Source organism: Herbaspirillum sp. Her2 (assembly GCF_057961375.1).
The window spans coordinates 1,929,558-1,949,216 of record NZ_CM176331.1 but is presented as its reverse complement, the minus strand read 5'-3'; the positions used below and the strand labels follow the sequence as shown (position 1 = coordinate 1,949,216).

The following is a 19,659-nucleotide window of genomic DNA, read 5'->3' as shown; positions in this document are numbered from 1 at the left end:
GGTTTTTTTGATGTGATGTTCTTGTCGTGTCAGCACATCCGGTACCGGTTCGTTCTTTTTTGTGCTTCAGCTTCTGTACATGATTCCGTACAGGGTGCGCGGATGTGAGCAGGGCGAGTGTAGGTGGCGGCCGATTTTGTTGTAAAGTCGCTTTTTTCGATTGATTGACCTGCTTTCCAGCATAATCTAATCCCGTTTTCCACCATGCACGCCAACCTCTCCACGCGCCTGCTGCACGCCTTCCTGGCCTTGGCCGACTGCCGTCATTTCGGCCATGCAGCCGAGCGCTGCCATGTGTCGCAGTCCGCCTTCAGCGCCATGATCCAGAAGCTGGAAACCGCGACCGGCGCGCGCCTGTTCGAGCGCGATACCCGCAACGTGAGCCTCACGCCCGAAGGTGAAGTCTTTGTCGAAGTGGCGCGCCAGCTGGTGGCGGACATGGAGGCGGCGCTGGCGGACATGAACGATTACGTCGCACGGCGCAAGGGCAGGGTGGCCATCGCGGCCTTGCCATCGCTGGCGGCGGGGTGGCTGCCGCCGGTGCTGGCGGCTTACCGGCAACGTCATCCGGGCGTGGCGGTGGAGCTGTTTGATGCCATATCGGATCAATGCCTGGACCTTCTGCGCCAGGGCAAGGCCGATATCGCCCTCACCGCGCCGGGCCCCAATCTGCTGGAGTTCACCACGCAGCCCCTGTGCGCCGATCCGTTCTACCTGGTCTGCCGCAAGGACCATGCGCTGGCCGGCAAGCGCCGCATCAAGGTGGCCCAACTGGCCGGGTGCGAAATGATCCACCTGGCGCGCTCCACCAGCGTGCGCCAGCATCTGGATGCCGTGCTGCGGCCGGGCGCGGTGATCCACACCGGGCTGGAGGTCGAACACCTGGCCACCCTGGCGGCCCTGATCGAAAGCGGCTTGGGCGTGAGCGTGGTGCCGGAGCTGACGCTGTTCCAGTTCCGCCTGCCCAATCTGGTGGCCATTCCGGTGGACGCGCCCGAGCTGGTGCGGCCGCTGCTGATCGTCACGCCCAAGGAGCGCAGCCTGTCCATCGCCGCACAAGGATTGCTGGACCTGATCCAGGCCAAGGCGCGCGCTGAAAGCGCAACCCCCGCGCGGCGCGGCCGCAAACCACAGGCTTCCTAGAACAATTCCATGGCCGGCAAGTCCGGCTCGCGCACCAGGTGGCGGTGCTCCTGTTCCACGTAATCGATGACCACCTGCGCGATCACCGTGGCCGCCTCATGCGCGGGCAGGATCACCGTGGTCTCGCCCGCCATTTGGGCCAAGGCCGCATTGCGCCGGTCCACGGCGTACTGGACGCGCTCCACGCATTGCCGCACTACGTCCTGGAACTGCAGATGGCCCAGCATGTTGCCGGTGGTCGCGACCAGTTCCTCGCCATGCGCCATCATCTGCGCGTATTGCTGGTCACTGGTATCGCGCACGTGCTCGAAGCTGCTACGCAGCCTGCCCACGGCCTCGGCGGTGGCGGCGATGCGATCGAGGTCGGCCGCCGACTGGGCTGTATTGCCGCCCAGTTCGTCGTGCAAGGTCTTGCGCACTTCCGACAAGGTAGTGCGAATCCGCGCCGCTGCGGTATGCGAATTGGCTGCCAGGTTGCGTACCTCCGAGGCGATCACCTTGAAAGCCGCGCCTTGCGGGCCGGCACGGCTGGCCTCGATGGCCGTGTTGATCGACAACAGGTGCGACTGCGTACTGATGCCTTGGACGCTCTGCGCCAGGTCCGAGAGATTGTCGATCTCCACGGCAATACGGCCGATGCTCTCGACGTCGCGGCGCATGCGTTCCGGCAGGCTCTTGAGGAATTCCGTCATGGCGACCAAAGCATCGACCGTCTCCAGCATCTCGTCGCGTACGCGCTCGTTTTCCTGGCTGGCACGCTGCATGCGCTCCAGCAGTTGCGCAGAGCGGTCGCACAGGGCGCGCGCTTCGCTCATGATGGCCAGCGAGGAATTCTCGGTCTGCTCCACCGCACCCTTGAGGCGCACGGCGATTTCTTCGTCGAGTTGCATGCTGGCCACCAGGGCAGCCTGGCAGGTCGGTCCCGGTTCCACCGGCATGTGCGGCTGGGCGCGTACCCGGGTGCGCAGGGCGTGGATGATTCCCATGTCAGGCTCCCGGCAGCACCTGTTTGACGATCTTGAGCAGCTCGGCGCCCGGCACCGGCTTGACCATCCATCCGCTGGCCCCGGCACTGCGGGCTTCATCGCGCTTGGCCTGCTGGCTCTCGGTACTGAGCACCAGGATGGGCGTGAAGCGGAAACCCGGCAGGGCGCGCGCCTTGCCGATGAATTCGATGCCGCCCATGTTGGGCATGTTGATGTCGGTGATGATGAGATCCGGCTTGGGCGCCTGGCCCAGGCGGGCCAGGGCGGCCGCACCGTCGTTGGCCGTGATGACCTTGAAGCCGGAAATTTCGAGATTGTTTTTCAGGCTCAGGATCATGGTGCCTGAATCGTCCACTACCAGGATGGTCTTGCTCATTTGGGTACTCCTTGCTGGTTGATGCTGCTTGTCTGGCTTGTCTGGTTTGTCCGGGTTGTTGGCGGCGCAGGCGGCCTCAGTGCTGCGGCAAGGCCGCGCGCAGCCATTCGCTGAGTTCCGGCGCGCCCGGCCAGGCGCTGATGCTGGCTGCACTTGCCATCAAGACCTGCAGGCAGGCCGTATGTACATGCTCGCAGGCGGAGAGGTCCACCGGGGCCGCCGGATGGCCGGCCACCAGGGCCAGCAGGGCCTCGGCATCCTCCACGGCCAGTACGCCCGCACAGTGCAGGGTGTCGTCCTTGAATTCGATCGTCATTTCAGCAGCTCCTTGGGGTTGATGACCATCAGTACCGAGCCGTCGCCCAGCAGGGCCGATCCGGCATAGGCCGTGAGGCCGGCGAGCACGCCCGAGAGCGGCTTGAGGATCACTTCCACCACCTCCCGGAAGTCATCGATCACCAATCCCAGGTACTGCCCGTGCACGCGCAGGATCAGGGTCGCCCATTCGTCGTGCTCGTTGCAGCGCTGCGGGGTGTCCAGTCCGAGCAGGCTGTTCAGTTCAAGCAGCGGCACGATGCGCCCGCGCAGGACGGCGGCATTGTGCTGCTTGATGCGGTGTACGTCGGCGGCCGGGACGCGCACCGTTTCCACCACCGCTTCCATCGGCAGGCCGTACTGCACGCCGCCGGACTGCACGATCATCACGTTGGTCACCGCCATCGACAGCGGCAACGACAGTTGCAGGCGGGTGCCCTGGCCGGCCTGGCTCTCCAGCTGCACGCTGCCGTGCAGGCGTTCGATGGCGGTGCGCACCGCGTCCATGCCCACGCCGCGCCCGGAGAGATCGGTGACGGCCTCGGCCGTGGAGAAGCCGGGCAGGAACACCAGGTTCACGGCCTCGCGGTCGCTCATCCGTTCCAGTGCCGCTTCATCCACCAGGCCGCGCGCATAGGCCTTGCGGCGGATCACGGCGGGGTCGATGCCGCGCCCGTCGTCGGCGATCTCGATGACCACGCAATCGGCTTCCTGGCGTGCGCTCATGACCAGCTTGCCGGTGGCCGGCTTGCCGGCGGCGCGGCGTTCTTCGGGCGTTTCCATGCCGTGGTCCAGCGCATTGCGCACCAGGTGAACCAAGGGGTCGGCCAAGGCCTCGATGACGTTTTTGTCGGCCTCGGTGGTCTCGCCTTCGAGCAGCAGTTGCACCTCCTTGCCCAGCTTGCGCGCGATGTCGCGCACCAGGCGCGGGAAGCGCTGGAACACGAAGGACACCGGCATCATGCGCACCTGCATGATGGCATCCTGCATCTCCTCGACGATGCGGTTGATGACCGCATGCTGGGCCCGGATATCGCGGCCCAGCTCGCGCTCGCCGTACTGGTTCTCGGCACGGGAGGCCAGGTAGGGCAGGCCGTTGCGGGCCACCACCATCTCGCCGATCAGGTTCATGAGGCGGTCCACTTTTTCCTGTTCCACCTTCAGGACCCGCGCGCCATTGCTGTCCTCGGCACGGCGTCCGAAATTGACGGGAGCCTCTCCCTCGGGAGTTGCGGGGGCGATTGCCGCCGTCGCCGGGGCGGCGGCCGCCGCCACCGCGGCCGGTGCGGCGATTTCTGCCGCGATCATTTCTTCTTGTACATCAGCGTCTGCGCTCATCTCGGCCACCGACTGCACTTGCGCATGCTGCTCGATCCAGGCCACCACCGGCGCCACGCTCGACAGCGCAAGGGCTTCCTCGGCGCAGGCTTCCAGTGCCGGCAAGACATCCAGGCGTCCGATGGCGCGCATGCAATTGGCGATGGTCGTGACGGCGGCCTTCAGATGGCCCGGGACCCAGGGCGCGCCTTCGAGTGCCCACAGTGCATCATTCTGGGTTTGCACGATCATCAGCGCATCGTTGGCCCGGGTCTGGTCCTTGACTTCGATGGCCGCTGCCGGCAGGGCGGTGATCCAGAACTGGCCCGGCACGTAGCGGAAATGATCATCCAGCAGGCTGCGGTCGGCGGTCGTTACTGCCTGGAATACCAGGTTGGCACGATAGGCATCCAGCTCGGCCAGGGCAGGCCAGGCGCTGCCGGGCAACACGCGGCGCCACAGCACGCCCGGCATCTGCGCGGCCAGGCGCAGCGGATCCTCGCCCTTGAAGAAGCATTCCGGTTCCGGCGTGTATTCCACCCACAGCAAGGTCTCGCCATTGCGGGCTGCATCCGCCCACGCCATCCGCAGGCTGGCCGGCACCCGGCCCAGGGCCTCGGCCATGCGGCTGCGGGCGGCCTCTTCAGCCGCGCGCTGGCTCGCTTGGTGGGCATCGCCACCGCCCTGGGCCAGCTGCATCCCGCAGCGCTGGCGCAGGCGGGCCACCAGTTCTGCGCACGGGGCAGCCTGGACCGGGTCCGGCTGGCCGGCCAGTTCGATGTCGTCGAACTGGCGTGCCACGAAGTCCATGGCTTCCAGCAGCAGGTCGGCCATCTCGCGGTCATAGGCGACCTGGCCGTCGCGTACCGCACTCATCAAGTCTTCGGCCGCATGCAGCACCCGGAACATCTCGGGAAACTCGAACAGCCCGCAGTTGCCCTTGAGCGTATGCACCACGCGGAACAGGGACTCCATCAATTCGGGATCGGCCGGCTGGCGTTCCAGGGCCAGCAGGCGGCTGGCGATCTCCTGCAGGCCGTCGCGCGACTCCTGCATGAATTGCAGCAGCAGGGGAGAGAAGGCGGTCGTCATTGCGTTTCTCCCAGCATCAGTTTGACGTTGCGCAGCAGCGGCACGGGGCGCGCCGGCTTGACGATGTAGAGATTGGCACCGGCCTCGAAGGCCTTGCGGCGATCGCATTCCTGGGCTTCGGTGCTGACCATGATGGCCGGTGCCTGGGGGATGTCGTGCTGGCGCAGGGCGCGCAGGAAAGAGTAGCCATCCATTTGCGGCATGTTGACGTCGACCACGTACAGGTCGAAGGGCTGCTGGCCTTCGGCACAGGCGGCCAGCGCCGTCTCCAGCGCCTCCAACCCGTTGCTGGCTTCGCGGACGGTATAGCCGGCGTCCTCGAAGATGGCCCGTTCATACAGACGGACGGTGGCAGCATCGTCCACGATGAGGATATGTTTCATGCTTGCTCCAATGGCTTCTGGTAGACGATCGCTTGTGCAAACTTGCGGATCGCAAACAGCGATGAGATGCGGCTCATCGACTCCGAGTGGCCCAGGCAGATGAAACCGCCCGGGCGTAATACGTCATAGAAGGCTTCAGCGGCACGGCGGCGCGAGGCGTCGTCGAAGTAGATCAGCAGGTTGCGGCAGAACACCAGGTCGTAGTTGCGGTAGGCTGCCACTTCGGCACGTTCGTTCAGGTTCACGCGGGTAAAGGCCACGACCTCGCGCAGGCTGCGGTTGATGCGCCAGTTTTCCCCCTCGCGGGTGAAATACTTCTGCAGCCAGGCGGCCGGCAACTGGTGCACGGCACGCGGCGAATAGAGGCCAGCCTCGGCCTGGGCCAGGATGCGGGTGTCGATATCCGAGGAGACGATCTCCACATCCCAGCGTGCCAGTTCCGGCCAGCGTTCCAGCAGGTACATGGCCACCGTGTAGGCTTCCTCGCCGGAAGACGACGGCATGATCCAGATGCGCATCGGTTCGCCGCGCGGCTTGCGCGCCACCAGCTCGGGCAGCATCGACTGCACCATGCAGTCGAACTGGTAGTGCTCGCGCATGAAGTAGGTCTCGTTGACCGTCATCTCGTTGACCAGCCGCTGCCATTCGCGGCCCGAGGTCTCGAAGCGCAGCAGCGAGAAGTACTCGCGGAAGTCGGCACAGCCGGCGGCCTGTATGCGGTCGATGAGGCGCTTGTCGACGAAATAGCGTTTGGTCGATTCGAAGTGGATGCCGCTGCGGCGGTAAAAATATTCACGGAAGCGCTCGAAGTCTTCGGCGCTGATGCTGCGGGTGGGGGCTTCTGCAGAAACGTTCATTACGCGCCCCGTCCAAGCCGATTCAGCAGCAGGCGCCCGGCAAACGTGATGTAGGGCTCGTCGGCAAAGCGGCGCATGAGCGTGGTCACCGGACCGATGGCTGCCGGCGTGCCGATGGTGGTCAGCACTTCCAGCGCGGCACCGCAGACGTTGACATCGGTCTCGGCATCGATCAGTTGCAGCAGCCAGTCTTCCACTCGCGCATGGCGCAGCGTGTCGAGGATGCCCACGGCCAGGATGCGGATATCGTTTTCCGGATCAATGAGCATGTGCGCAATCACGGGAGCCACCTGCTCGGGCATGCCGCGCAGGAGGTCGATGGCGGCGTTGCGCAGCCACGCGTCCTCGCTGCGCAGGCAGCCGGCCAGGGCTTGCACGGCCTCATCGCCGGGCGTGGCCGCCAGGGAATCGAGCAGGGCCGTGCGCACGGCCAGGCTCGATTCGCGTTCCAGGGCATCGAGGATGACCGGTACCGCCTCCGGCTGTCCGGCCAGGGTCTGGGCCGCACTGCGGCGCAGCGCCGGGTCCGCCGCCTGCAGGCTGGCCAGGGCCGTGGCGCGGGCCACTTCCGGGATACTGGCGCTGGACATTCCTGTGGACTTGTTCAAGGGCATGATGGATTCCGTGTCAGTGTGAGTCGTGTTGGGTGAAGGGGCACAGCCACTGGATCAGCTGGCCCGCAATCCGGTCGGCCGGCAGTACGCTGCTGGCGCCGCCACGGCGGATCAGTTCAGCCGGCATGCCGAAGACCACGGCGGATTGTTCGCTTTCGGCGATGGTGCGTCCGCCGGCTTGCCGGATCTCGGTATAGGCCTCGGCCCCATCGCTGCCCATGCCGGTGAGCATGACGCCCACGATGGCCTGGGGCGGATACAGCTGCAGGGCGCTGGCCCCCAGCAACTGGACCGAGGGATGCCACAGCTGGGTCGCGTCCGGCGGGCGGCTGACCAGCGTGGGTCTGCCGTTGCGCGTGGTGAAGATGCTGTCGGCACCGCCCTTGCAGACATAGACCGTGCCCGCTTCCAGAGGCATGGGCTGCGCCGCCTCGACCACGCGCAGGGCGCACAGACGGCCCAAGCGCTCGGCGAAGGGCGCAGTAAAACTGGTTGGCATGTGCTGCGCCACCACCACCGGCCAGGGGAAGTGCGCCGGCAACTGCGGCAGGATGCGCTCCAGCGTGCGCGGGCCGCCGGTAGAGACTCCGATGACCACCACTCCTGGCTGGCGGGCATCCAGCGGCGTGGAGGGGGCTGGTGCCACTGCCGCTGATCCGACAGGATCGGCCGGCCGTGCAATGGTGCGGGTACGGGCTGCGCTGCGCGGCGAAGGGACCGGCGGCACTGCGTCGGGCCCGCGCACCTTGGCCTTGGCAGCGCCCCGTACTTTGGCCACCAGTTCGGTGCGAAGCACATCGATGCCCAGGCTGATGGTGCCGCCCGGCTTGGCCACGTAATCCACCGCCCCCAGGGCCAGGGCTTCGAAGGTCGCCAGCGCCCCCTGGGCAGTCAGGGAGGAGAGCATGATCACCGGCACCGGACGTTGCAGCATCATTTCCGCCAGCGCTGAGAGACCATCGAGTTCGGGCATGTTGATGTCGAGGGTGACGACATCGGGCGCGAATTCCAGGTTCATGCTGACGGCTTCGCGGCCATTGCGAGCAAAGGCCACCGCAAAGCCACCGGCCTGCTCGAAGAGCTCGCCCAGCTGCTTGCGCATGAGGGCTGAATCATCGACGATGAGCAGCTTCATCCTTCTCTCTCCTGTCCTTTCTCGTGCGTAGGCTTACGCGGCTTGTCCCATGCCGGCCAGCAGGGCCAGCTCTTCGCCTTCCACCAGGTAGCGGGGTTCCACCAGCTGGATCATGCGTTTCTGTTTCTCGATGTTGGCCATGCGCGAGAGCAGGCGCACCTGCTGGCTCGACAGCGAAGGCGCGGGCCCGATGGCGCGGCGTTCAATTTTGAGGACCTCGGCCACCGAATCGACGATGAAGCCGGTGCACACCTGGTCGATCAGGAACACCATGATGCGCTGGCGATCACTGCGCTCCAGCCGCGGCAGGCCCAGCCGCATGCGCAGGTCGATCACCGGCAGTACGGCGCCGCGCAGATTGATGACGCCTTCCACAAATGTCGGGGCGCGCGGTACGTGGGTGAGTTGCTCCGGCACGCGCACGATCTCCTGCACACTGTCGATGGGCACGCCGAATTCCTCCTCGCCGAAGCGGAACACCACGACCTGCTCCTCATCGTCGCTGCGGGTCTCGGGCTGCTTGTCCTGGTTCATCTCGTTGTCCTCCAGCAGGGTTTCGATGGCCGGTTGGCGCAGCAGGCTCACGGCATCGATCACCGACACCAGCCGCTTTCCGTTGTCCAGCCGGCAGATGCGGGCGATGTCAGCCATCCCCTGGTCGCGCGCCAGCAGCGTGGGAACCGCTTCCACGGTGTTCAGCGCCACCCGCAGCACTTCGTTGACGGTATCGATGACCACTCCCACGGCGCCTGCCGATTCCCCGGCCGCCGGCGCGACCACGGCGATGCGGCTGCTGTGGTCCTGCTGCCGCGGCGGCAGGCCGAACATGTGGCGCAGCGATACCAGTGGCAAGAGCCGGTTGCGCAGGGTCATGATGCCCAGCACGTGCGGCTCCGCATGCGGCACTTGCACGATGGTCTGCGGCATCTGCACGATTTCCTGCACGTCTTCGATGGCTACCGCATATTCCTGGCCGGCCACCATGAAGCTGACCAGTTGCAGTTCGTCGCCACCCTGAGCCTGCACTTCCTCGGCGCTACCGCCATCCATGGCGGCCTGGCCGGCGCGCGTGCCGGTAGCGGCTTCGGCAAATTCGGCCGCCACCAGGCGGGTAAAATCCAGCACCATGATCATGGGGTGGCCGCCGACGTCCTTGATCAGGCCGGACAGCAACTCGGTGCGCACCGAGGAGGCGATGCAGGCCACGTCTTCGATCTGGCGCAGGTCCACGCCGACCACGCTGGCCACGTGATCCACCACGAAACCCAGCGGCTGGCCAAGGTCGATCACCACGGCACGGCTGGCATCGTCGGCCGGCCGGTCCGGCAGCCCGAAGATGCGGCTCAGGCTGACGATGGGCAGCACCTTGCCACGCAGGTTGGCCAGGCCCAGGAGGGCCTGCGGGGCCAGCGGCACATGCACCACTTCCGGCACGCGGATGATTTCCTGTACCGGCGCCATGTCCACGCCAAACACCTCGTCGCCTACCGTGAAGGTGACGAACTGGCGCAGTTCGGTGTCGCCGGCGGCTGGCGGGGGCAGGTCGTCGTCGGCTGTGCCGGCGTAGGCCGGCGGCGTCGCTGCGCCGGGTGCGGGCGCGATGGCGGCCGGGGCCACCTCGCGCTCGATGAGGGATGCGTCATTCATGTTGTGTGTGCCTTTCTCGGGTCCACGGGTTCACTGGAGCAGCGAGTCAGGTGCTTTGCAGCTCATCGGCCAGCGAGGCCACTTCCTCGACGGCGGCGGCCAGTTGCTCGGCCCCTTGGGACTGCTGGCGCGCGGCGGCAGCGGCTTCGGTGGCGGCACGGTCGGCTTCCTGGGCGGCGGCGGCAATCTGCTCGGTGCCGGTGCGCACCTGCACGATGGCCGCAGCCACCTCGCTGGCGGCCGACAGGATTTCCTGCGTGCCTTGCTCCACGGCGGCCACATCGCTTTCGATGCTGACCAGGGCGCTGGTGATGGCCTTGGCTTTTTCGGCTTCGCCGATGGCAGCGTCGGCAATTTCTTCCAGGTCGCGTTCGACCACGGCGATCTGGTCCTGCACTGCCTTGACCAGGTCCTTGATGTTGTCGGCATTGCCGGCCGAGTCGTGGGCCAGGTTGCGGATGTCTGTCGCGACCACCACGAAGCCCTTGCCGAACTCGCCGGCGCGGGCCGCTTCGATGGAGCCGTTCACGGCCAGCATGTTGGTCTGGATGGAGACCGTGGTGATGGCATCGACGATCTTGTCGATGCGGCGCGAAACCAGAGCCAGGTCCTTGATCTGGCGGATCGAGGCGCGTGAGGCGTCGACCGAATTGGCGATGCCGGCGATGAGCGAATCGACGGCCTTCTTGTTCTCGCCCAGCAGCGTCCGGATCGCGGTGGCGCGTTCGCCGCTGGTGCCGGCCCGTGCTTGTGCCACCTGCAGGCCGCGTGAGATCTGTTCGATGGCCGTGGCCGATTCTTCGGTGGCCACTGATTGCACCTGCGTACCTTTGCGGATCTGTTCGATGGCCGACATGATCTGGGCGCTGGCGCGGCTGATTTCCTGTACGGCCGCCGAGAGTTCTTCGGCACTGGCGGCGACTTCTTCGGCACTCTTGGCCACATCGGTGGAGTTCTTGAGGTCTTCGGACAGTTCCGAGAGCGCTTGCGAGGTGGTTTCTGCTTCCGACAATGCCTGGCCTTGCTCGGCCACGGTCTTGGCGGATTCGACGGCAGCGGCCGATTGTTCTTCGGCGGCAGCGGCGATTTCCTGGGCGCCATCAAGCGCCTGCTTGGTCGCGGCGACCGACTGCTGGGCGCCTACGGCAATCTCTTGCACGCCGGCGACGATCACCTGGGCATCGCGGCGGATGTTCTCCAGCTGGGCGCTGATCATCTTGCCGCTTTCGACCTCGCCCAAGACAGTGGTGGCGGCCGCGCCGATGCCTTCGACCACGGCCTTGACTTCACGCTGGATCTGGCCGACCAGCTCCTGGATCTGCTTGGCGCTTTTTTCCGAGGTCTCGGCCAGGGTGCGCACCTCGTCGGCCACCACCGCAAAGCCCTTGCCATGCTGTCCGGCGCGGGCCGCTTCGATGGCCGCGTTCAGGGCCAGCAGGTTGGTCTGGTCGGCGATGCGGGCCACGGCCTTGACGATGTCGCCGATGTTGGCGGCCTGCTTTTCCAGTTCGGCCACCATGGTCACCGAGCTGGACTGGCGCTGGGCGGCGATGCCCACGTTGGTGACCAGGGTGGCGATATCGCCGCTGGTGCGGGTGACCTGGTTCTGCACGGCCAGCATGCGCGCCTGGCTTTGATCGGCATTCTGCAACTGGCGGCCGATGGCCTGCTCGACCTGACGGAAGGCCGCCAGCGACTCCTGGGCGGCGCTGGAGGCCTGTTCGGCGCCGCGCGCGATCTGGTCGGAGGCGCTTTTCAGTTCTTCGGTGGCCGCCGAGGCCTCCGAGATGCCGGCGCTGAGTTCGGCGGTGGCGGCGGCGATACGCTCGGCGGCCTGCTGCTGCTTGGCCAGGGTGCGGGCCTTCTTGCGCAGGGCATCGGCCTGGCGCGAAGTCGAGGCGGCCGCGCGCTGGTCGGTTGCACCCTCATAGTTGGAGTTCTGGATAGTCTTGACGAGCGCCATGTGCGCCTCCTGGAAAAAAGTTGTGCTCAAACGGACGGTCTTGCAGGAGAAATGGTAGGCGGCAATATTGCCGGGCGGAATCGGTTCTGGTCCTAGGAGATACATAGGAAATTTCCTAGGCAAACCGAGCAGCCCGGTTGCGCTTGCCTAGGGCCGTGTTGACGCCTTGGCCATGTGCGCAGGACCGCGCTTTGCGCAAGGCAAGCGCGAAAGCACGCGTGCCGCGGTCAGCGGGCGCTGGTCCGTACAAAGGATGGGGTGGAAAGTCGCCGCACTGGCGTACCGGGTGGCAGGAGCGGGGACAGACAGGGCGCGGGAAGTTGCGCGAAGAGATCAGGAAAAAACGGCTGCAGCAGCTGCTGGAGGAGGGCTCAGGTCTGCCGTTCCACCAGGTTGTTCTTGACGGCCCACAAGACCAGCCCAACCACGTCGCGCACGCCGATGCGGTCCATGATCTGGGCGCGGTGGGCGGCGATGGTCTTTTCGCTCAGGTCCAGTTCGTAGGCGATTTCCTTGGTCGTCTTGCGATGGGCGATCATGGCCAGGATCTGGTGCTGACGCGGCGTAAGCGGATCGGCCTGGGTTTGCCGGGCGGGCCCCGTGTAGAGGCAGTGGCTGATCATGGACTTGGCCACGGCCGGGGTCAGGTAGCACTCGTTGCGGGCGACGGCCTGCAAGGCGATATCGAGTTCAGCGGGATTGGATTGCTTGAGCAGATAGGCCGCTACCCCCATGCGCATCACCTCGGCCAGCAGCTCGGCATCGGGCTGGTTGCCGACGATGACCACGCGGCTGGCAGGGCATTTGCTGCAGATGTCGGCCAGCAGGGCCAGTCCCTTGCGGGTGTCGGTGGAGATATCGATGATGACCGCGTCCGGCGCCACGCTCTGGATCACATGCAGGGCCACCGGCCCGGCTTCCACTTCGCCAATGACTTGTTGGCCTTCCAGCTTCTCGATCAGGCAACGCAGGCCCGCGCGCATCATGATCTGGTCGTCCACCAGAACTATGTTCATGTTCAGGATCCCCCACTGAGCAAATTGATGTGGCAACCCTCAGTGTGCCAGCGACAGCGCACGGCACGCGCAGCGGTCTCGGGATGCCTATTCTCAGCGGTGAATTTACCGGTTTTTCTTAATCATTTCAATCAAATATATCGAATAGCTGCAAATTCATCAAAAATATGATTTTTGATGAAGATGATCTGGTCATTCTGTTCACGTTCAGCACGCCCATTCGCGGCTGTTACGCCTCACCCATGAAAAAAACGGGCGCAATCATCATTGCGCCCGGTCCGTATGGCTTTGCGCTGCGCCGTCCTGCCTTGGGGGCCGGGCGGCGAGCACCTCATTGCGAGTGTTACTCGTGGATGTTGTTGCGCACGGTTTCCTTCACGAACAGCAGACCGATCACCACGGTGATCAGCGAGATCACGATCGGATACCACAGGCCGTAGTAGATGTCGCCCTTGAAGGCCACCAGTGCGAAGGAGGTGGTGGGCAGCAGGCCGCCGAACCAGCCGTTGCCGATGTGGTAAGGCATGGACATGGAGGTGTAGCGGATGCGGGTCGGGAACATTTCTACCAGGCAGGCGGCGATCGGGCCGTAGACCATGGTCACGTAGATCACCAGGATGAACAGCAGCAGCAGGACCATCGGCTTGTTGATCTGCTCCGGATCGGCCTTGCTCGGGTAACCGGCGGCCTTGATGTCGTCAGCCAGGGCCTTGGACAGTTCCTTGTCCTTGGCGGCGGCGTCTTCCTTGGACAGGCCGGCGGCATCATACGAGGTGATGACGCGGTCGCCGATCTTGACGGTGGCCACCGAACCCGGTGCACCAGCCACGTTCTGGTAGTTCACCGAAGCGGCCGACAGCTTGGCCTTGACGATGTCGCAGGACGAGGTGAACTTCTTGGTGCCGGTCGGGTTGAACTGGAACTGGCAGCTGGCCGGGTCGGCGGTGACGATCACCGGGGACTTTTGCAGTGCGGCTTCCAGCGCCGGGTTGGCGAAGTGGGTCAGGCCGTTGAAGATCGGGAAGTAGGTGACGGCGGCAATCAGGCAGCCACCCAGGATGATGGGCTTGCGACCGATCTTGTCCGACAGCGAACCGAAGAACAGGAAGAAGGGCGTCGCCAGCAGCAGCGCGGCGGCGATCAGGATGTTGGCGGTCGGGCCATCCACCTTCAGGGTCTGGGTCAGGAAGAACAGGGCATAGAACTGGCCGGTGTACCACACCACGGCTTGACCGGCGGTCAGGCCGACCAGCGCCAGGATCACCAGCTTCAGGTTCTTCCATTGGCCGAAGGCTTCGGTCAGCGGGGCCTTGGAGGTCTTGCCCTCGGCCTTCATCTTCAGAAAAGCCGGGGACTCGTTCATGGACATGCGGATCCACACCGAGATGGCCAGCAGCAGGATGGAGACCAGGAAGGGAATGCGCCAGCCCCAGTCGGCGAAGGCGGCTTCACCCACGGCCGTACGCACACCCAGGATCACCAGCAGCGACAGGAACAGGCCCATCGTGGCAGTGGTCTGGATCCACGCGGTGAAGGCACCGCGGCGGCCTTCGGGCGCGTGCTCGGCCACGTAGGTGGCAGCACCGCCGTATTCACCGCCCAGCGCCAGACCCTGCAGGATGCGCAGGATGATCAGGATGATCGGGGCGGTGATGCCGATCGAGTTGTAGTTGGGCAGCACGCCGACGATGAAGGTCGAGGCCCCCATGATCAGGATGGTCACCAGGAAGGTGTACTTGCGGCCGACCAGGTCACCCAGGCGGCCGAACACCAGCGCGCCGAAGGGACGCACGATGAAACCGGCAGCAAAGGCCAGCAGGGCGAAAATGAACGCGGTATTGGGGTCGGTGCCGGCAAAGAACTGCTTGGCGATGATGGCCGCCAGCGAGCCGTACAGGTAGAAGTCATACCATTCGAAAACGGTGCCTAGCGAAGAGGCGAAGATGACTTTCTTCTCCTCCGGGGTGATGCCGCGCGCAGTCGTATTGACTGATGCTGTGGTCATGTCTGTCTCCTTGGTTTTAATGAGTGTGCTACTGCATGGAATGCAACCAGGTACTCGGGGCAACAGGGCAACAATGCAACAGATGGCCGAATGGGGCGTTATGCAAGAACGCACCGGAGAACAAAGCATGAAGAGCATGCAAAGCATGAAACATCGACACCCCTCGCTTCCCCGTCTGACACAAACCGCGATATTGGCTTCGCATTGCTTGCGTAAGGACCCACTTGTCCATGCGGCGAGTGTGCGACGCCAAACTTACGCAGGACTTGCTCCAAACTTACACAAGCTTACAGCGCAGCAAGTCGATTTCTGGTTGCGACGCAGCAGCAAAAAGCGCGTCAGCCAAGGCCTTGCGGGGTGGTGGTGGATATTGCGGCGCAGCGACTGCAGCGCGCGGCTCGCCTTTTGGGGAGGATGCTCAAAAAGATTTTTCTGTCAGGAATCAGCACGGGCAAGTGAAGCGTCGTGCCAGGCATGCGGATCAGCGGCAGGCCCTCCCGGGCGGGACGGCAGGCGGGATGGCGGTGACAGGGCGGCATCACCGCCCTGTCACCGCTCAGGTGCGGGGATCAGGCCAGCGCGGTGGCCGGGGTTGCTTGCGCTGTCGGTGTGGGCAGGCTGTCGCCCTCCAGCAGCGCCTTGACCACGCGTTCGCCCAGGCCCAAGCCAACGCTCATGCCGATGCCGGTATGCATCAGTACCACCGAGGTGTGGTCGTCGATGGCCAGGGCCGAGAACGGGCCCGGGCCCTTGCTGCCGTAGACGCCTTGCCAGCGCTCGATCACCTGCACGCGCGAAGCCAGGGTATGTTCGACCAGGCCGATCAGCAGTTCATCGATTTCCTCACTGTTGAACGGGGGCGAATCGGTACCGTAGTGATGCGAATCGCCGACGATGAGCTCCTGATACGGGGTCGGGCTGACCAGAAGGTGGATGCCGTGCTTGTTCAGCAGCGGGGCGTTCGCCTCGATCTCCGCGTGCACTGCGCGGGCGGTCGGCAGGTCCGAGAAAGCGCCGTAGTGGGTGCAGGACAGGCCGGTCAGCACGGCATGGGTCAGCGGCACCGCTTCTTCAGTCTTCAGGCGCAGCATCTGCAGGCGGCACTGCTTCAGGTTCATCGGCTGCAGACGGTCGGCAAAGAGCGTCAGGTAATCGTGACCCGAGCACACCACCACGCGCTCGGCGCGGAATTCTCCGGCCGTGGTCGAGAGGCGGCCGTCGGCGGTGCCATGCACCAGCGTGTTGAAACGGAAATGCACGCCCTGCGAATGCAGGTAGGCCACCAGGGCCGGCATGGCTTCGCGCGAATACAGCTGCAGGTCTTCGGTGCCGTGCAGGGCCGAGCGGTGATGGCGGAAACGGCCGTTGTAGAGCGCGTCCAGCTTGTCGCCTTCGAGCAGGGAGGCGCGGTAGTCGTACTGGCGTGCACGCACGGTCATGAATTCCAGCAGCACGTCGTGCTCGGCTTGGCTGCGGGCAAACAGCAGGGTGCCGGCTTCGCGTGCGCTGAAGTGGGCACGCGCGGCCAGGTGCAGCCAGAGGGCGCGGCTTTCGCGGGCCAGGTCGAGCATGATGCCGGGGGGCTGGCCGGTCACCAGGCCCATGCCGAAGTTGCGTACGGACGCGCCCAGCGGCGTGCCGGTGCGTTCGAAGACGGCCACCTTGAGGCCGCGCTTGACGGCGGCATAGGCGTGGGCCAGGCCAAGGATGCCCGAGCCTACCACGGCCAGGTCGAAGTGCTGCGGATCGTGTTCTGAGAGGGAATTGTTCATGGGAAGTGCTCCATCGGAGTCAGTTGCGAGATGTCGTGTGGCGTCTTGTGCGGGGACGCTCTGGCGGCGTCCTGCGGTCCTCTCCGTGCGCCGTCACGGTGCGGCCCGAAGGTGTCGGGCCCGTGACGGCGCGGTATTGCGGGCAAGTCCTGGAATTACTGCTTCTTCTCCGACTTGCTTTCGTAACGCTTGCTCCACTCGGTCAGGATGCGGTCACGGCTGGTGCTGGCCCAGGTGAAGTCGTTCTTGATCAGGCGCTTTTCATAGTCGGCCGGCAGCAGCTCGTCCGGCTTGGCCACGCCAGGAATGGCGACCACGGCGAAGTTCTTTTCATACAGGGCCATGGCTTCCTTGCTGGCGGAGAAGTCGGCCAGTTTTTTGGCGGCTTCCAGGTTCTTGGTGCCCTTGACGATGGCGGTGGCTTCGATATCCCAGCCCAGGCCTTCAGACGGCAGGATCACGTCGATCGGTGCGCCTTCCTTCTTGGTCTTGACGGCACGGTACTCGAAGGCGATGCCGATCGGGAATTCACCGGTGGCGGCCTGCTTGCAGGGCTTGGAGCCGGAGTGGGTGTACTGGCCGATGTTCTTGTGCAGGGCGTCCATGTAGGCCCAGCCTTTTTCTTCACCCATCATCTGCAGCCAGGCCGAGACATCCAGGTAGCCGGTGCCGGAGGAAGCCGGATTGGGCATGACGATCTTGCCGGCATAGACCGGCTTGGTCAGGTCGGCCCAGGAGGTCGGCTTGGGCAGGCCCTGCTTTTGCGCTTCCACGGTGTTGAAGCAGATGGCCGAGGCCCACACGTCCATGCCGACCCAGGCCGGCGGATTGGCGGCGCTGCGGTACTTGGCGTCGATCGCTGACAAGCCTTGCGGGGCGTACGGGGTCAGCATGCCTTCCTTGTCCAGCAGGGCCAGGCTGGTGGCGGCCAGGCCCCAGATCACGTCAGCCTGCGGGTTGGCTTTTTCGGCCAGCAGCTTGGCGGTGACGATGCCGGTGGAGTCGCGCACCCACTTGATCTCGATGTCCGGGTTGGCCTTCTGGAACGCGGCCTGGTAAGCCTTGATCTGGTCGGCTTCGAGGGCGGTGTAGACGGTCAGCGTGGTAGCGGCGTGGGCCTGGGCCGAGAACAGCAGGCCGGCACCGATCACCGATGCGAACAGGGAAAACAGCTTGGTTTTTTTCATGATGGCCTTCGTCAGTGAATGGCTGGGTTGAAAACGCGTCGGGGACGCAAGGTGGAGAAATCGTAGGGCTGCCGGTCCGGCTCAATGCGCGCGTCCACGGCGCCAGGCCTGGGCCCGCGCCAGCCAGCGGCTGCCGGCCAGGTGCATGAAGAGCGAGGCCGCAGCCGAGGTCAGCAGGATCAGCGTGGACATGGCGGCCGCCGGGCCGACATCGCCGGCGTCGTCCATGTTCAACACCGCCACCGAGGCCAGTACCGTATCCGGGCGATACAGGAAGATCACCGCCGACACCGTGGTCATCGAGGAGACGAACAGGTAGCGGAAAATCTCCAGCATCTGCGGCAGGCACAGCGGCACCGTCACGCGCAGGAAGGTCTGCAGCAGAGGCACCTTCAGCGACAGCGAGGCCGCTTCGAATTCAGGATCGAGCTGCTTGAGCGCGGTGACGGCGGTGAGATGGGCCGTGGTGTAGAAGTGCACGATGGAGCAGAGCACCAGCAGCGTCATGGTCCCGTAGAGGAAATTGAACGGGTTGGACGGATGGTTGAAGAACAGCAGGCTACCCAGGCCCAGCACCAGCCCGGGCACGGCCATCGGCAGGAAACTCAGCATGCGCAGCAGCGGTGCGAGCCAGGCCTGGCCACGCGTCTTTTCCATCAGCCAGGCACCGGTAAAGATGACCAGGGTCCCGGCCACGCTGGTGCCGCAGGCCAGTTTCAGGCTGTTCCAGTAGGCCAGCCAGCCGCCGCCATCCATGTTGTCGAAGTCGTAGTGCTGCAGCGTCAGTTGCAGGTTGTAGGGCCACAGCTTGACCAGGGATGCCCCCATGGCCACCACGATCATCATCAGGATGGCCGCCGCGATCAGGGCCACCGCCAGCAGGTTGATGCCATCACGGCGCCAGTCGGGGCGGGGAACGTAAGCTTCGGAGCGGCTGCTCATGGTGGCGCGCTGGCGGCGCTGCAGCCAGGCGTCCAGGGCAAAGGTCAGCAGGGCCGGCACCAGCAGCAGCAAGCCGATCAGCGCACCGCGTCCGAACTGCTGCTGGCCGACCACGGCCTTGTAGGCCTCCACGGCCAGCACGCTGTAGGCGCCGCCGGTGATCTTGGGCACGCCGAAGTCGGTAATGGTGAGCGTGAACACCAGGCAAAGCGCTCCGAAGATGCCGTAGCGCGTGGCCGGCAGGGTGACGGTGGTGAAGATGCGCCAGCGCGATGCGCCCATGGCGTGCGCCGCGTCGTACAGACGGCCATCGGCCTGCGACAGCGCCGACAGCAGGATCATCATGGCGTGCGGGAAGGTGTAGAACACTTCGCCCAGCAGGATGCCCCAGAAGCCGTAGATGCTGCCATCCATCCACTCCTTGAACAGGCCCTGGTTGCCGAACAGGTAGATCAGTGCGATGCCGGGCAACAGCGACGGCGCCAGCAGCGGCAGCAGGCCGATGCCGCGCCACAGGCCCTTGAAGGGAATGCAGGTGCGCTGCAGGGCGTAGGCGAACACATAGGCCAGCGGCACCGTCACCACGGCGGTCACCGTGGAGACCCACAGGCTGCGCCCCAGCATGGGCAGGAAATTGATGTTGGAGAACAGCGTCACGAAAGGCTGGCTGCCCGCCCAGTTGCCCTCGGGCGTCAGCACGGCCTGCGCCAGGATGAACAGCAGCGGACCGCCCAGGCCCAGCAGGAGCAGGGCCAGCAGCATCCATTTCATCGCGCCCGGCAGCCACTGGCTGCGGTCGGTCAGGGAACGCCGCGCCGCCGGGGCGCCAGCTTGGGTGCGATCGCGCGCCAAGGCAGGCATGGGGGAGGTGGGCGGCAAGGAAGATTGCATCGTCATGAACGGTCCGGC

The 19,659-nt window shown here is 65.1% G+C and carries 16 protein-coding genes; 1 reads left to right on the top strand and 15 read right to left on the bottom strand.

The window, feature by feature from the left end; translation table 11 throughout:
• The first annotated feature begins 204 nt into the window (after nucleotides 1-204).
• Entirely contained in the window at nucleotides 205-1,143 is a 939-nt protein-coding gene (locus ACWHXP_RS08820; protein WP_121040041.1) for a LysR family transcriptional regulator, read from the top strand.
• Here the strand turns inward: ACWHXP_RS08820 and ACWHXP_RS08815 are convergent.
• From ACWHXP_RS08815 to ACWHXP_RS08745, 15 genes are all read right to left on the bottom strand, one after another.
• Nucleotides 1,140-2,129: a methyl-accepting chemotaxis protein gene (locus ACWHXP_RS08815; RefSeq protein WP_166675059.1), complete on the bottom strand. Its 990-nt coding sequence runs from the start codon at nucleotides 2,127-2,129 to the stop codon at nucleotides 1,140-1,142. The genes ACWHXP_RS08820 and ACWHXP_RS08815 overlap by 4 nt on opposite strands.
• A gap of 1 nt (nucleotide 2,130) precedes the next feature.
• The gene (locus ACWHXP_RS08810; protein WP_034309554.1) at nucleotides 2,131-2,505 is read right to left on the bottom strand and encodes a response regulator; all 375 of its coding nucleotides are present in this window, start codon (nucleotides 2,503-2,505) and stop codon (nucleotides 2,131-2,133) included.
• Between the two features lie 76 nt (nucleotides 2,506-2,581).
• Complete coding sequence (locus tag ACWHXP_RS08805) at nucleotides 2,582-2,821, bottom strand: hypothetical protein (RefSeq protein ID WP_034341450.1); 240 nt, start codon at nucleotides 2,819-2,821, stop codon at nucleotides 2,582-2,584.
• The gene (locus ACWHXP_RS08800) at nucleotides 2,818-5,229 is read right to left on the bottom strand and encodes a chemotaxis protein CheA (protein WP_489625419.1); all 2,412 of its coding nucleotides are present in this window, start codon (nucleotides 5,227-5,229) and stop codon (nucleotides 2,818-2,820) included. Before ACWHXP_RS08800 ends, ACWHXP_RS08805 begins: the two co-directional genes overlap by 4 nt.
• Nucleotides 5,226-5,612, bottom strand: a complete 387-nt coding sequence (locus ACWHXP_RS08795) for a response regulator (RefSeq protein WP_034309545.1) — start codon at nucleotides 5,610-5,612, stop codon at nucleotides 5,226-5,228. Before ACWHXP_RS08795 ends, ACWHXP_RS08800 begins: the two co-directional genes overlap by 4 nt.
• Complete coding sequence (locus tag ACWHXP_RS08790) at nucleotides 5,609-6,469, bottom strand: CheR family methyltransferase (RefSeq protein ID WP_489633990.1); 861 nt, start codon at nucleotides 6,467-6,469, stop codon at nucleotides 5,609-5,611. The genes ACWHXP_RS08795 and ACWHXP_RS08790 overlap by 4 nt, the downstream gene beginning before the upstream one ends.
• A complete protein-coding gene (locus tag ACWHXP_RS08785; protein ID WP_489625421.1) occupies nucleotides 6,469-7,083 on the bottom strand; it encodes a HEAT repeat domain-containing protein in 615 nt (204 codons plus the stop codon). Before ACWHXP_RS08785 ends, ACWHXP_RS08790 begins: the two co-directional genes overlap by 1 nt.
• A gap of 13 nt (nucleotides 7,084-7,096) precedes the next feature.
• Nucleotides 7,097-8,218 carry a chemotaxis-specific protein-glutamate methyltransferase CheB gene (gene cheB / locus ACWHXP_RS08780; protein ID WP_489625422.1) on the bottom strand — a complete coding sequence of 374 codons (1,122 nt, stop codon included), beginning with the start codon at nucleotides 8,216-8,218 and terminating at the stop codon, nucleotides 7,097-7,099.
• Between the two features lie 33 nt (nucleotides 8,219-8,251).
• Nucleotides 8,252-9,865, bottom strand: coding sequence for a chemotaxis protein CheW (locus ACWHXP_RS08775; RefSeq protein ID WP_489633991.1), 1,614 nt, complete (start codon nucleotides 9,863-9,865; stop codon nucleotides 8,252-8,254).
• A gap of 46 nt (nucleotides 9,866-9,911) precedes the next feature.
• Complete coding sequence (locus ACWHXP_RS08770) at nucleotides 9,912-11,828, bottom strand: methyl-accepting chemotaxis protein (protein WP_489633992.1); 1,917 nt, start codon at nucleotides 11,826-11,828, stop codon at nucleotides 9,912-9,914.
• Between the two features lie 371 nt (nucleotides 11,829-12,199).
• Nucleotides 12,200-12,844 (bottom strand): LuxR C-terminal-related transcriptional regulator, encoded by a 645-nt coding sequence (locus ACWHXP_RS08765; RefSeq protein WP_121040064.1) that lies wholly within the window; start codon nucleotides 12,842-12,844, stop codon nucleotides 12,200-12,202.
• Between the two features lie 343 nt (nucleotides 12,845-13,187).
• Nucleotides 13,188-14,849 carry an MFS transporter gene (locus tag ACWHXP_RS08760; RefSeq protein WP_134222306.1) on the bottom strand — a complete coding sequence of 554 codons (1,662 nt, stop codon included), beginning with the start codon at nucleotides 14,847-14,849 and terminating at the stop codon, nucleotides 13,188-13,190.
• Between the two features lie 569 nt (nucleotides 14,850-15,418).
• On the bottom strand, nucleotides 15,419-16,621 hold the full coding sequence (locus ACWHXP_RS08755; protein ID WP_489633993.1) for a TIGR03364 family FAD-dependent oxidoreductase: 1,203 nt from the start codon (nucleotides 16,619-16,621) through the stop codon (nucleotides 15,419-15,421).
• Between the two features lie 155 nt (nucleotides 16,622-16,776).
• Nucleotides 16,777-17,808: a putative 2-aminoethylphosphonate ABC transporter substrate-binding protein gene (locus tag ACWHXP_RS08750; protein WP_039788217.1), complete on the bottom strand. Its 1,032-nt coding sequence runs from the start codon at nucleotides 17,806-17,808 to the stop codon at nucleotides 16,777-16,779.
• 81 nt (nucleotides 17,809-17,889) lie between these two features.
• Nucleotides 17,890-19,647: a putative 2-aminoethylphosphonate ABC transporter permease subunit gene (locus ACWHXP_RS08745; RefSeq protein ID WP_489633994.1), complete on the bottom strand. Its 1,758-nt coding sequence runs from the start codon at nucleotides 19,645-19,647 to the stop codon at nucleotides 17,890-17,892.
• Nucleotides 19,648-19,659: the final 12 nt, after the last annotated feature.